This window comes from Rhodoferax sp. GW822-FHT02A01 (assembly GCF_038784515.1).
In the GTDB taxonomy this organism is placed as follows: domain Bacteria; phylum Pseudomonadota; class Gammaproteobacteria; order Burkholderiales; family Burkholderiaceae_C; genus Allorhodoferax.
Map to the genome: position 1 here is coordinate 1,042,663 of NZ_CP152376.1, position 13,851 is coordinate 1,056,513.

The 13,851-nt window shown below is 52.9% G+C and carries 10 protein-coding genes and 1 pseudogene; 7 read left to right on the forward strand and 4 right to left on the reverse strand.

The genetic code is table 11. The features are described 5' to 3' along the window. The 3 genes from AAGF34_RS04945 to AAGF34_RS04955 are packed head-to-tail and all read left to right on the forward strand — an operon-like array spanning position 1 to position 4,792. Positions 1–1,365 carry an aminotransferase class III-fold pyridoxal phosphate-dependent enzyme gene (locus tag AAGF34_RS04945; RefSeq protein WP_342619516.1) on the forward strand — a complete coding sequence of 455 codons (1,365 nt, stop codon included), beginning with the start codon at positions 1–3 and terminating at the stop codon, positions 1,363–1,365. Beyond that, the gene (locus AAGF34_RS04950) at positions 1,362–3,392 is read left to right on the forward strand and encodes an acetoacetate--CoA ligase (RefSeq protein WP_342619517.1); all 2,031 of its coding nucleotides are present in this window, start codon (positions 1,362–1,364) and stop codon (positions 3,390–3,392) included. Before AAGF34_RS04945 ends, AAGF34_RS04950 begins: the two co-directional genes overlap by 4 nt. Positions 3,393–3,397: 5 nt before the next feature. Then, the gene (locus tag AAGF34_RS04955) at positions 3,398–4,792 is read left to right on the forward strand and encodes an aminotransferase class III-fold pyridoxal phosphate-dependent enzyme (protein WP_342619518.1); all 1,395 of its coding nucleotides are present in this window, start codon (positions 3,398–3,400) and stop codon (positions 4,790–4,792) included. Between the two features lie 246 nt (positions 4,793–5,038). Here AAGF34_RS04955 and AAGF34_RS04960 read toward each other — a convergent pair. Further along, positions 5,039–5,248, reverse strand: a pseudogene (locus AAGF34_RS04960) (IS110 family transposase); the annotation flags it as partial. Positions 5,249–5,587: 339 nt separating this feature from the next. Between AAGF34_RS04960 and AAGF34_RS04965 the strand changes: the two are divergent. Together AAGF34_RS04965 and AAGF34_RS04970 are read left to right on the forward strand one after the other, a co-directional pair. Then, positions 5,588–7,207, forward strand: a complete 1,620-nt coding sequence (locus AAGF34_RS04965) for a methyl-accepting chemotaxis protein (protein WP_342619519.1) — start codon at positions 5,588–5,590, stop codon at positions 7,205–7,207. A 136-nt stretch (positions 7,208–7,343) separates the two neighbouring features. Further along, entirely contained in the window at positions 7,344–8,510 is a 1,167-nt protein-coding gene (locus tag AAGF34_RS04970) for a branched-chain amino acid ABC transporter substrate-binding protein (RefSeq protein ID WP_342619520.1), read from the forward strand. 50 nt (positions 8,511–8,560) lie between these two features. Here the strand turns inward: AAGF34_RS04970 and AAGF34_RS04975 are convergent, their stop codons facing one another. The 3 genes from AAGF34_RS04975 to AAGF34_RS04985 all read right to left on the reverse strand — a co-directional run bounded on the left by AAGF34_RS04975 (position 8,561) and on the right by AAGF34_RS04985 (position 11,072). Beyond that, positions 8,561–9,052, reverse strand: a complete 492-nt coding sequence (locus AAGF34_RS04975; protein ID WP_342619521.1) for a LysR family transcriptional regulator — start codon at positions 9,050–9,052, stop codon at positions 8,561–8,563. Between the two features lie 192 nt (positions 9,053–9,244). Next, positions 9,245–10,339, reverse strand: coding sequence for an ABC transporter ATP-binding protein (locus AAGF34_RS04980; protein ID WP_342621035.1), 1,095 nt, complete (start codon positions 10,337–10,339; stop codon positions 9,245–9,247). Between the two features lie 142 nt (positions 10,340–10,481). Further along, complete coding sequence (locus AAGF34_RS04985) at positions 10,482–11,072, reverse strand: XRE family transcriptional regulator (protein ID WP_342619522.1); 591 nt, start codon at positions 11,070–11,072, stop codon at positions 10,482–10,484. Positions 11,073–11,726: 654 nt separating this feature from the next. Here AAGF34_RS04985 and AAGF34_RS04990 point away from each other — a divergent pair. Further along, positions 11,727–12,656, forward strand: a complete 930-nt coding sequence (locus AAGF34_RS04990) for a DMT family transporter (protein ID WP_342619523.1) — start codon at positions 11,727–11,729, stop codon at positions 12,654–12,656. A 244-nt stretch (positions 12,657–12,900) separates the two neighbouring features. Then, positions 12,901–13,659: a transporter substrate-binding domain-containing protein gene (locus AAGF34_RS04995; protein WP_342619524.1), complete on the forward strand. Its 759-nt coding sequence runs from the start codon at positions 12,901–12,903 to the stop codon at positions 13,657–13,659. The last annotated feature ends 192 nt before the right edge of the window (positions 13,660–13,851 follow it).

Here is a 13,851-nt window from a genome sequence, read left to right on the forward strand (position 1 = left end):
ATGCCTACCACTTTAAGTGCCGGTGTTACCACTGGCCAACCGATAGATATGGCTCTGGCAGAGGCAATGGAAGCCTACCGCAGCCGTAACCCACATAGTGAGCGCCTGATGATCGAGGCAGCCGGAGTTCTACCATCAGGTAACACCCGCAGCGTGCTGTACTACCAACCCTTTCCGCTGAGCATGGAGCGCGGTGAAGGTTGTTATCTTTGGGATGCCGATGGCCACCGCTACCTGGATGTGCTGGGCGAATTTACCGCAGGCATCTACGGTCACTCCAATCCAAAGATCCGCCAAACTATCGTGCAATCGCTGAAAGACGGGCTGAATCTGTCTTCGCATACCCGCCGTGAAGCACTGTTGGCGCAGGAACTGCAGCGCCGCTTCGTTAACCTGGAGTTGCTGCGTTTCACCAATTCAGGCACCGAGGCCAATCTCATGGCACTGGCAGTGGCAAAGGTGCATACCGGACGCAGCAAGGTACTGGTGTTCGATGGTGCGTATCACGGTGGCGTGCTGTCATTTGCAGGGGGCGGTTCGCCGGTGAACGTGCCGCACGACTTTTTGGTTGGAACCTACAACGACCTGAATAGTGTCGAAGCGCAGATAGCGACCCACGGGTCGACGTTGGCTGCCATCTTGGTGGAGCCGATGCTGGGCGCAGGCGGTTGTATTCCAGGCGACCCGGCATTTCTCAACGGCCTTCGCGTATTGGCCGACCGCTGTGGCGCACTGCTGATCCTGGACGAGGTTATGACGTCGCGATTGTCGGTTGGAGGCCGACAGGCGTTGCTAGGCCTGAAGCCGGACCTGACCACGTTGGGCAAGTATTTCGGCGGCGGCTTGTCATTTGGCGCTTTTGGCGGACGCGCAGACGTGATGCAGCGTTTCGATCCCAGCCGTCCTCGTTCCCTGGGGCACGCTGGCACCTTCAACAACAACGTGTTGTCAATGGCTGCGGGCCTCACCGGCCTGACCAAGGTTCTAACGCCGCAGGCCATTGATGCACTGAATGAACGCGGTGAACAACTACGTGCGCGCCTGAACCGAGTGTTTGCCACCCATGCAGTGGGCTTGCAGTTCACGGGCTTGGGATCGGTAATGCAGTTGCACGCCACCGATGTGCCCGTCCGAAACTCCGTCGATGTGCGCAGCGAGGATGATCGCGTGAAGGCACTGCTGTTTTTTGACCTGCTGGAGCAAGACGTATTTATGGCACGGCGTGGCTTAGTGGCGCTGTCTTTGCCTTTTGCCGACGTCGAAGTCAATACTTTGGTAGAGACGCTTCATAAGGTCGTGGCCCGACGCAAGGGGGTGCTGCCAGCGTTGTCCTCTACGTCGGTCCATGAGAAGGCACGCACATGACGGGTCACAGCATAGCGCCCCAAGCAACGGCAGCCATCGTCCAAGGGCAGGAACTTTGGCGTCCCTCACCAGAGAAAGTGGCGCAGTCCGGCATGGCGCACTACCTGAATTGGCTGCAACAGCATCGGCATCTGGAATTTGCGGAGTACCAGGATCTCTGGCGTTGGTCCACCACGCACATTGACGACTTTTGGCGCAGCGTATGGGACTACTTCGGCATCCTGGCTGATGGAGACCCATCGGTAGTTCTAGGTCGTCGTCAGATGCCAGGTGCACAGTGGTTTCCACACACCAGGCTTAGCTACGCGGAGCACATTTTTCGCAACGCATCTGATACGTACCCCGCCCTCATTGCGCGATCAGAAGCGGCCGTTCCTACCGAAGTATCCTGGGCGGAGCTGAGTGCGGCGGTAGGGGCATTGGCGCACACCTTGCGTAGCTTGGGGGTTAAATCTGGCGACAGGATTGTGGCCTACCTTCCCAACATTCCCGAGACCGTTATCGCCTTTTTGGCCTGCGCCTCGATTGGAGCCACCTGGTCCAGTTGCTCGCCAGAGATGGGGGTGTCAGTAGTTGTGGACCGCTTCAAGCAGATTCGTCCAACACTGCTGTTTGCGGTGGACAGCTATACATACGGTGGCAAACTGTTTGATCGTAGAGAAATAGTTGAAGAATTTCTGCATGCCCTACCCGAGGTGCGGAAGGTCATTCATGTTCCTGGCCCACTGGCACAAGGCAACTCCCTGGCATGGTACAACATACTTCCATGGCAGGACGCACTAGCCACGCCGGCGAAATTGCAGTTTGAGAGAGTGCCTTTTGATCATCCTCTGTGGATTGTGTATTCCTCCGGCACTACCGGACTGCCCAAGGCTATGGTGCACAGCCATGGTGGCATCGTGCTGACGCACCTGAAAACCAACCGGTTACAGCATGATGTACGCCCAAGTGACCGCTTCATGTTCCTAGGCAGCACGGGTTGGATCGTTTGGAATCTGATGGTTGGGAGTCTGTTGGCTGGTGCCACAGTAGTGTTGTCAGACGGCAATCCAAGCTATCCGGACAACGAGAGCCTGTGGGATTTCATCGACACGTATAGAGTGACTCACTTTGGCTGTGGTGCAGCCCTTTTGGTCAAGAGCATGAAAGACGGCATGGCGCCGGGCCAAACCCGGGCGTTTGCAACACTGCGAGCCATCAACTCCACCGGATCGCCATTGCCGCTGGAAGCCTACGCATGGGTGTACCAACGTGTTAAGCCAGACGTATGGCTGGCTTCAGTAAGCGGAGGCACCGACATTGCCTCTGGCTTTGTGGCCTGTGCGCCTAACTTGCCAGTTCACGCTGGTGAGATTCAGTGCCGTGAACTTGGTGTTGCGGCCTACGCGTTCGACGAATCCGGCCAATCCGTGCTTAACGAAGTGGGTGAGTTGGTAATTACCCAACCCATGCCATCGATGCCGGTGTATTTCTGGGGAGATACCGATGACAAGCGCTATCGCGAGAGCTATTTCGAAGCATTTGACGGTATATGGTGCCACGGGGACTGGATACGTTTCACCGAGCGCGGCAGTAGTGTCATTTACGGCCGTTCAGATACCACCATCAATCGCTTTGGCATTCGCATGGGCACTGCCGAAATCTACCGCGTGGTGGAAGAGCTGAGCGAGATTAAGGACAGCCTGATTGTGGACCTAGAATATTTGGGCCGCCCATCCTATATGCCACTGTTTGTCTGTCTGGAACCAGGAAAGACGCTTACAGCGGAGTTGGTTTCCTCCATCAAGAACGCGATCAAAACCAAGGCTTCGGCGCGGCACGTGCCCGACGAGGTGTTTCAAATCGACGAGGTTCCTCGCACCTTGACCGGTAAGAAGATGGAGTTGCCCGTTCGCAAGCTGCTGTTAGGCGCTGCGTCAGAAAAAGTTGCGAGCCCAGATGCCATGGCGAATCCGGCCAGTATCCGGTTCTTTTTGAGTTTCCGTGACAGATTTAATGTCATCCAACGCGCTGAAGGAAATAAATGATGAGCATGACAATACAACCGCGCACTGTGGGGGATACGCCCAAAGGCGGCTCCATTCTGGGGTTTTATGCGCCCAAGGGCACGCCGCGACCGCCGCAATTGGACCGTGGTCAAGGCGTCTACCTATGGGACAACGATGGCAAACGTTATCTAGATGCCACCTCTGGTGCGGTGGTCGCTAATATTGGTCACGATAACCCGGCGGTTGTGGCTGCCATGCAAGCCCAGGCGGCCAAGGTCAGTTTCGCCCCACTGGGATTTTTTGAAAGCCGGGACAGCATCGAACTAGCCAACAATCTGTGCGGACTGGCGGGTGACGGGTTCGACCGAGCATTTTTTGTATCCGGCGGATCCGAGGCCAATGACTCAGCGATGAAGCTGGCCCGCCAGTATGCGGTGGCAATCGGTCAGCCTGGGCGCCATAAATTCATTGCACGCAACCCCAGCTATCACGGTGCAACCTTGGGGGCCACGGCGTTGACAGGAGATGCGCATTCCCATTCAATCTTCAGTGCCATCGTGCCGCATGTGCCCAAGGTGCCTGTACCTTGGACCTACCGTTTACCCGACGGCCACAGCGTGGCCACCTATGCGGAAGTTTGCGCAGATGCATTGGAAGAAACAATACTGCGTGAAGGCAGCCAGTCAGTGCTGGCTTTCATCCTCGAACCGGTAGGTGGCCTGTCCACCGGGGCTGCGGTCCCTCCACCCGGCTACCTGGAGCGAGTGCGCGAGATTTGCGACCGGCATGGTGTGCTGCTGATCTATGACGAAGTGATGAGCGGTGCCGGCCGTACGGGTGCGTTTCTGGCTGCCCACCACTGGCCACAGGCCCGGCCTGACATGGTGACACTTGCCAAAGGCCTGGCCGCTGGTTATACCCCTTTGGGGGCGGTGCTGGCGCCCAACCACATAGTTGATGCCGTGGCCGGCCAAGGCGGGTTTGTGCATGGTCACACGTATTCCACCAATCCATTCTCCGCTGCGGTAGCGAATGCAGTGTTGGGTGAAGTCGTTCGCCAGGATCTGGTCACCCGCGCACGCGAAATGGGGGCAGTGCTGATGGAGCATCTGCAGGGCATAGCACAGCGCTCACCCATCGTCGGCGATGTGCGCGGCGTGGGCTTGCTGACCGCCATCGAAATGGTGGCTAATAAGAAGAGCAAGCGTCCTTTTCCAGCGGCATTTAATGCGCCCAAGCGCCTCAGCGAGCACGGATTGCAGCGTGGCATTGCGCTGTACAACCGACGAGCAAATTTGGGTGAATTTGGCGATTTCCAGATGGTGACGCCGCCGCTAACCATTAGCGTGGCCGAAATTGACGAATTGGCTTCCTTGCTGGAAGCCTCCTTGCAGGATTTAGCCGATGAAATCACAAAGGCTGGTTTGCCCATCGGCTAGCGTGTCTACAAACCGTGATCATCCCGCGCTCGTGGCGGAAACCTTGATGAAAGACGCACGCCAAGCGGTCCATTTGCAGTTCGATGACGCGGACCATTTTGTCTCGTTCTTCTATTTCCTTCTCGAGCTTTTCGCGGCTTTGGCCCTATCTCAATCCATCAATACCTGCTCTAACACGGTGCTAAATTGAATTACTGTCAGCCGACCACTGAATTTAAATTCGGGCCTGCCGATTTGCTGCAATCTTCAGGTGGGAACTTTAAAACTTACCCCTAGCCAAAGCTCAGCCCAGCACCTTCGCGCATTTTTTGCCTCGATGGCAACAATGGCACGCCAGTATCCCCCGCGTTACTTGACCTGCAGTGCCCACCGGCTTACTGTATCTGGCTTGTCTTTTGCTCTAAGCAGAACTGACCAGGCACCCAAGATGAGTAAGCTGCGAATGTTACTGTCACCGCCCACATGACAGTGATGGACTATGCAGAACTCCGCGCATTTACACTGACACTTTGCCAAGACTTTAAGGAGGGGCTTTAACAAAATAACTTCATACCCGTAGATATCGCCTTCGGAGGCCGTTTTCTTCGCCTACAGGAGCCTCAATTGCGCGCCCCTCCCTGCATTAAGAAACCTATCAAGTCGCTCTCCCTCAAGAAGCTCAAATAAATGCCCTCAATACTCAAGGCGGTGAAGGAACAGATTGATCAGACTCAAGCGATACGTCTATTTGCATTGAAGCGACAGCATCTGTCCAATCAGATATCTGAGCTTTATCTATTCCGAAAGGGATCTTAAATGCAAAGTTTGAATTTTTCCAAATTGTCCAAAGGGCCCATGTTGGACGGCCTAACAGTGCGTACTCAGCTTTGGACTGCGTTTTCAATAATTGTGCTTTTGACCATTTTGGCACTTGGATTCACCCTTCTTCAGATGAGCAGGATTAGCTCTTCCAGCAAGCTAGTCTACGAGGAAGAGTACGTGGCAGGTCAGGCTACTGAACAAGTACGTGGCTTTTTGTACCGAGCTAGCAGAGACCAAGCCCAATTACTCACCGCAACAACCGACAGTGAAAGAAAGCAGTTGGGAGACGATGTTGATTCTGACCTAGCACAAATACAGAGTAGATTGACATTAGTGAGCAAGATGGCGAACACAGAAAAGATGATCGCTGACGCTCGAAAACTCACCGATCTAACTGCACGTTGGGATAAGGATCTGCGAGCCTTTGTTAAGTTAGTTCAGTCTCAACCTCTGGACCTGGTTCAGATGAGTCCAGATGTTCCATTGGAGGATGCAACGCTCCTAACAAGGGCAAACAAAATTGGGCAAGTCATCGACGAGATTCTCGAGCTGAGAACCGCATCGATACAAAGCACCGTTGGTAGATCTGAGCATGTTTACTCCAGCTCGCTAAATTGGACTATCGCGGCTGCCGGTGCCATTGTGTCAATCGCGTTTTTTATAGGCGCAATGGTGATCCAAAAACTTGACAAACAATTGGGAGGTGAGCCAGCTTATGCGAAGGAAATTTCAAGAGCGATTTCGGTTGGGGATCTCTCTATGCCGATTCAGGTGAAGGAACGGGACACAGAAAGTCTGATGCACTCGTTGCTGACGATGCAAATGAATCTTCAACGTCTAGTGCGAGATGTTCGCGGTACAAGCGAACAAGTCGCAATGGCGAGCTCAGAAATAGCCCAAGGCAACAATGACTTGTCAGCTCGAACTGAGCTCCAGGCCGGCAATCTCCAGGAGACTTCATCCAACATGGGTAATCTGGATGCATCTATACGACATAGCTTCGACGGTATCAGCAAGGCAAATGACCTTGCATCCATTACTTCGAGCATGGCAGAAAGCGCCGGCGAAGTGATGCGTGAGGTGGTCGAAACCATGAAAGGGATAAGCCAATCCTCCAGCAGAATCTCGGAGATCATAGGCGTAATTGATGGCATAGCCTTTCAAACAAACATACTTGCTCTAAACGCTGCCGTAGAAGCTGCTCGAGCAGGGGATCAGGGTCGCGGATTTGCTGTAGTGGCCTCAGAGGTTCGATCATTGGCTGGACGATCCGCAACTGCCGCAAAGGAGATAAAGGTCCTAATAAACGACAGCGTGGCCAAAGTTGAGCAAGGCAGACATTTGGTGGACAAGGCTGGGGGTACTTTGTATGACGTAGTTGCCAGTATCCGTCTAGTTGCCACCCAAATGAGTGAGATTAGCGAGGCAAGCTCAATCCAGTCTGAAAACGTGTCTGAGATAGGGGAGGCTATAACCTATATTGACCAGGTTACTCAGCAAAATGCCGCTTTAGTCGAACAGATGGCCGCCGCCGCAGCGAGCCTTAAGAGTCAGGCGGCGGACCTCGTTGGAGCCATATCGGTCTTCCGAACGAGCGATTTTTTGATTAGCTAGTGCAAGGTTTTCAAAGTGATTGGGGCACTTTAATTTCGAATGTGGGAACTACGGTGACTGATGAAGGCTTTCCCCACATGCCTACTGATATTGGCGATGTCAATATTTATGATGTCAATTATTAGAGTCAGTCAATATGCAAAAGTATGGAGTTATCAACGTGCAATTGTTTTTTAAGAAATTGTCCCTGGCCGCAGTGCTTGTATCTACCTCTGGCGCTTATGCTCAGTCCGTCGTTACTATAGGTCACGTAGGTCCAACCAGCGGCGCTATTGCTCATCTTGGCAAAGACAATGAAAACGGCGCCATCATGGCCGTTGAAGAAATCAACGCTAAAGGCCTGACTATCGGTGGTCAAAAAGTTATATTAAAACTGATGACCGAAGACGACGCGGCTGACCCAAAGCAAGGTACCGCCGTTGCACAGAAACTGGCTGATGCCAAGGTTTCTGGCGTGATCGGTCACCTGAACTCCGGCACGACGATACCTGCATCCAAGATTTACAGTGATGCCGGAATTCCTCAAGTTTCCCCATCCGCCACTAACCCAAAATACACCCGCCAAGGCTTCAAGACGGCCTTTCGTATCGTCGCTGACGATACTCAGCTGGGTGGCACCCTGGGCCGCTATGCTGTGAACACCCTGAAGGGCCAGTCCATTGCCGTGATCGACGACCGTACTGCTTACGGGCAGGGCGTGGCCGAAGAGTTCGCCAAGGCTGCTACTGCCGCCGGTGGCAAAGTGGTTGCCAAGGAATTCACCACCGACAAGGCTACTGACTTCAACGCCATCCTGACATCCATTAAGGGCAAGAAGCCTGACGTGGTGTTCTTCGGTGGTATGGACGCCGTTGCTGGCCCCATGCTGCGCCAGATGAAGGCTCTAGGCATCAACGCCAAGTTCCTGGGTGGTGACGGTATCTGCTCCACCGACTTGGTGAAGCTGGCTGGCGACTCCATTGCTGACAACCAGGTCTATTGCGCCGAAGCCGGCGGCGTAGAAAAGGGTAGCAAGTACGCTACCGCCAAGGCAGAATTCGACAAGAAGTTCAAGACCAAGTTTGGTGTCGACGTGCAGATCTACGCTCCCTACGTGTATGACGCGGTCAACCTAATGGTTGCAGCCATGGTCAAGGCCGGTTCTTCCGACCCAGCCAAGTACCTGCTCGCACTGGCAGCCACCAAGTACGAAGGCGTGACCGGCCCCATTTCCTTTGACGAAAAGGGCGACATCAAGGGCGGTGCCCTGACCCTTAAGACTGTCAAGGGGGGGAAGCTGGAGGAACTGGCCGTTATCCGCTAGTTGGCAGCGATAATATACTTTCAGGCCCGTGCCCGGCCTCGGTACAAAACCTAGCTCGGGCGATTACTTCGGTGCCTAATTTGGTGTTTTGCTTCCAGGCTTGGAGGCTGAAACTGTGACTTCACATTGCTAGACAACAGCAATTGCTTTTGATTCAGCGGCTGGGGCTGAACCGGATTCTCAAAAGCATGCAGATACTTGTCCCAACGGCCTACCAGTTCGGACAGCGATTCTGTGCCTCTCCGCTGATTGTGAGATGTTGACAATTGAACGGCGTAATAAATGGCAGAACCTTCCGGGCTTAGCCTGACTGTACCGCCAGAGCAGATGAAAAGCTTAGTTCCTAGGTAATCCTCAAGCACCCGAATTTGTCTACTGATCGCCGCCGGGGTGACGCTCACCACCGAAGCAGTACGCGTAAAGCTTTGATACTTCGCTACGGTAATTAAGGACTTATCCACCACGAGAGACGGCATCTTGGTCAGAGTTTGTTCAGGCTCTGGATTTTTGTTCATAAGTTCTTGGATGCCTTGCAAAAACATACAAGACTCTCCAGTCTTGCAGCCCAAAAGGGCATCTGAGTCCAGTGGCACGCCGAGACATTGCTAGCCATTACGAACGACTCAACTGACCTCCAATGCTCAAACCGCTTCGCGGCCCATGTTGTCAAAGTCTGCTTCAAGTAGGGAGGGTCGCCAATATATAAGTCCGCACATTGACGTTGTCCACCAACGTCAACAATCTGGCATCTGACGGCGACTGTTCAATATATTCTTGCTGTGGTCATAAGATGGCCACAAACCACGTGGTCGGATCAACATCATGGAAATCATTGATGCCGCAATGAGCAACTGGCGCAAAATTGCAGGATCCAGTCTTCCATCGGTCAGGTCGCGCAGCGGAGCTGCTACGTACCGCAGCACTTCTGGCAATGCGGACAAAAGGACCGCCCCAAGAATGACGCCAGGCAGATGTCCAATGCCACCCAGAACGACCATCGCTGCGATCATGACTGACTCCAAGAGGGTAAAGGCCTCCGGCGAGACAAAGCCTTGGAACGCGCCAAACATGACTCCCGATATCCCCCCAAAAGTTGCACCCATTGCGAACGCCAGGAGTTTCATGTTGCGCGTGTTGATGCCCATCGCCTTGGCGGCGATTTCGTCCTCACGAATGGCCATCCAAGCACGGCCAACGCGTGAGCGTTCGATGCGAGAGCACACGAATGCGCTAACAACAACCAAGATCAGGAACAGGTAGTAATAGAGCGTCACCGAAACGACTTTGAATCCGGATATCACTATCGGCCGACCAAGATTGAGGCCAAACACGTAAATTGGGTCTATAGACCCGATACCTTTTGAGCCGTTCGTAATGTTGGCAGGCGCATCCAAATTAATGACAAGCACGCGGATAATTTCGCCAAAACCAAGGGTAACAACTGCTAAATAGTCTCCGCGCAGACGCAAGGTTGGCCCGCCCAGCAATGCACCCAAACATGCCGCCAAAGTACCCGCGAGCGGAATCATGATCCATATCGGCGTGTGCATGCCATGCGGAAGAAGCGCCTGAATGGTGTCGAAAGTCTCGACCAGGTGCGGCGAAGCCAGTAGTGCGTAACTGTATGCCCCAATCATGTAGAAGGCCACGTACCCCAAATCAAGAAGTCCTGCATAGCCGACCACAACGTTAAGACCTAAGGCCAGCAGCACATAGAGAAGCGCCATGTCGGCAATGCGCACCCACGCGCCTCCAATACACTGCAAAAATAGAGGCAACACCACAAGCGAGAATGCACAAATAGTCCATCGAACTTTTTTGTACCGCATCATGCTAGCTTCACTTGCATGAGGTGAAACTCAAAGTGCACGGAAAAGTTAGTTCTTCCGATATGGACAGCGGGATTTCGACCTGTGTTTCATCGGGCTTTTCCTGCGGCATCAAGGTGTATTCAATCATTTCATATGTCTACTATGAGTAGATACCGCTCACCATCACCACACAATAGCGCGAGACACGGTCCGTTGGGTTGTAGAAGACCGTAGGTTGCTCAAGCGTCATAGCTAAGCAGTCACCGGTTTTAAGATGCCACGAGTCTTCGCCAATGACGAGTGTCATCTCACCACTAAGTATCCAAACCTGTTGATGAAAGTGGGGGGTAGGCGACACAGTCTCGAAAGCCACACGAGCACCCGGTGGAAATTCCACGTCAACCAACTGCACTGAAGAAGGAAAATTCCTTGGAGATACAGCTCGACGGACATAGCCTGAACCAGGATCAGTCCATGTGACTTGTTCCGCACGCCGTGCCAGTGGTGTAACCGGTACATCGGTGCTCCGACCACTCTGTTCAAACAATTTTCCCAACGTGATGCCAAGCCCTGCGGCAATTTTGTCCAGCACGATGGCAGTCGGGCTGCTCTGCCCGCGCTCGATCAACGACAAGGCGGAGCGACTAACGCCTGTGGCTTGGGCTAAAGCTTCCAGGGACAGTCCACGCTCGGCCCGCTGGAGACGCAATGCCTCGGCTATACGCTGGTGGATAGGAGTGACTTCTTTCATTTCCAATATTATAGACAACATATCCATAGAACTAGATGTTTTCAACTGGAAGCCCTATAGATCAGTTCTTCTATGGTCGACTCCGGTTCGATGGCCCGAACATTGAAGCCTATGACTCCATGATCGCGCATCACCTGCTTACCCCAAACGCTGGGGCACGCCGCACAATCCTGAGGATTTGGCCGATCACCAATGCTTGGGGTTTTACCGTTGGACGTGTCGGGGTGGCTGGGTGCTGGAACGCACCAGTACCCCTCAACGTGGCTAGGCGGCTTGCCGCTTCCAGTCCATCAATGCACTGGAACTGCGCAGGGCTGCATTGAAAGAGTTTGGGATCGCGATGCGGTCATTAGTGATGCTAGGCGGCGACGTAGCCGCCGGGCGGCCGGAGAATTTGTTAACGAATCACTTACCCCCAACCGATGCACATCGTTTACCCTAAGGACCGAAAACAAGCGCCAAAGCTGACACGTCTTGCGGAATTTCTAGCCGCGCAACAACCTACTTGAATAGTTGGGATGAGACTATTTGAATTCCTGTTAAAGAATGAAGATATTTCACGTCAGAATTGGCCAACTCAACGCCGTGAAGCGACGGAACATTCGGCGATGACGACGAGCCTTTCAAACATCCAAGCGAAATGCACCAGGATAAATGATGAACCCATCCAATGAGCCACGCGATCAATCGATACTGCAAGCCCTGGCGATGGCGGCTGCTTGCTTCGCGGGTTTTCTATGGGGCACGGGTGCATTGATCGTGAACGTGCTCATTGCCCGACACGGCATTTCACCTGAAAACATTTCGTTCTGGCGATTCTCCGTTGGTTCGGTTGTTCTTCTTGCAGTATTTGGTCGAAAAATACTTTTATCGAAGTTACGACCACTCCTGTTTACTGTGGTCGTGGCCGGAACATCGATGGCAGGCTATGTTTTGTTCTGGTTCTTTGGGATTGAACGCATTGGCGCCGCCATTCCAACTCTTATCGCATTGTGTTTGCCGCCGGTCCTCGTGACGATTGTTGCGATTGTCCGGGGTCAAGAAAGGCTTGACGTTTACCTTATCACTGTGCTTGCGGCGGCTGTCACAGGAACGATTTTGATTGTTTCGCTCCACGATACCGGTACAAGAGCGATGGACCAACATAAGTTAATCGTTGGCGTTTTGTGTGCCCTTGCCTCCGCGACTCTTTACGCGGGTTTCACGCTGATTAGCGGGCGTCTTTCAAAAGCACTTGGCGCCGGGCAGGCAACAACCTGCCTAACGATGGTCGCGACATTGGTTATGAGTCTCTCCTCATTGTACCGCCCACTACATTGGCCAACCGAAATCCCACCGCAAGCCTGGTATCTGTACCTCGGAATAGTGACTGCTGCGCTCGCTCTGCTCGCGTTCAGTTGGGGCGCAGCACGACTGAACCCGACAGCCTTGACAGTTGCGACATTGGTGGAGCCGCTTACAGCCGTGGTATTGGCGGCGCTGTTTCTGGGGGAAAGACTGAGCGGATGGCAATGGTTCGGCGCAAGTCTTCTCTTGTTGAGCATTTGGGGCCTTGGCCGAAGGATTGCAGTGCCTGTGCATTAGTGTTCTCGGTGGACCTTTGGGCTCAAGTCGAGCTCTTAGATCAGACACCCCAAACGCGCGATCTGATCCAGTCTGAAATATGCTTGGGGCTGCCGGCACCCACGAAGTCACGTTGGGGGATTGCCAACAACAAAGCTTCAGTGGCTACCGGTTGTCCCGGGTGGACTGATCAGTTTGACTCTCGCTTGACCCCAGAAGTACGTTGCCTTGACAATGACAAAGGCGGTCTAGATACTTCGTGTCTATGAATATGCGTTCACTGTTGATACTGTCGCTTGCCCTATTAACAGAGGGGGCAGGCGCAAATGAGCCGGTGATTTTGTCAACCGTGGCACAAGTAGGTTCCGCCCCAAAATATATCGAATCAACAAAAGAAGCACGGGGACTCTGTCCCGACATCTTGCGAGCTATAGAAGAAGTGGAAATGGGTCTGCGCTTTCGCATTGATCCCACACCCACACCAATCAAACGTATTGAATTCGATTTGGAAAAGGGCAAGCTGGATGTGGTTTGCGCACTTTTAGATACACCATTTCGCAATGAAATTTCTTACCGCATTTCAACCCCACTTTTTAACGTTCGAGAGCGCTTGATTGGGCGCAATGACGAAGTTCTACAAATTCACTCCTATAAAGAACTAGCTGACACGGGTGAACTAGTTTCCACTCAAGCCGGTGCAAGCTATGCGAACATGTTACGAAGTCATGGCGTCAGGGTAGATGAGAGTGCTGGCGGCACTCCAGGAGCTTTTCGCCTTTTGCTCAACAAAAGAACTCGCTTCTTTTACATTAATGAGTTAACCGGTGCGTATTACATCAAGACAGAGGGATTGAGTGACAAGTTGCGACTAATGCCGGGGACATTAAGCGAGTCCCCAAGTTACTTGTGGGCTTCACGCAAATTGGATCCCATGATTATTCAGCGCTTGAACGGTGCGGTCTTAAAACTGTACAAAAATGGTACATTAAACAAAATTTACCAAAACTACCTAAATGAACTTTGAGGCAACATCGATTTTTCCAATTTGAAAAGGTTATCACAAATCTTTCATTTAAAAAATGGTTGACGCTAACATGGCACTAAGCACCTACTCGAAGAAGTTGAAGAAAAGGTTCTGGCTAATACCTTGGCATCGATTAAAAGTTAGCGCGCATCCGAGACATGGCGCTTCATTTATAGCATTTATAAAGGACAA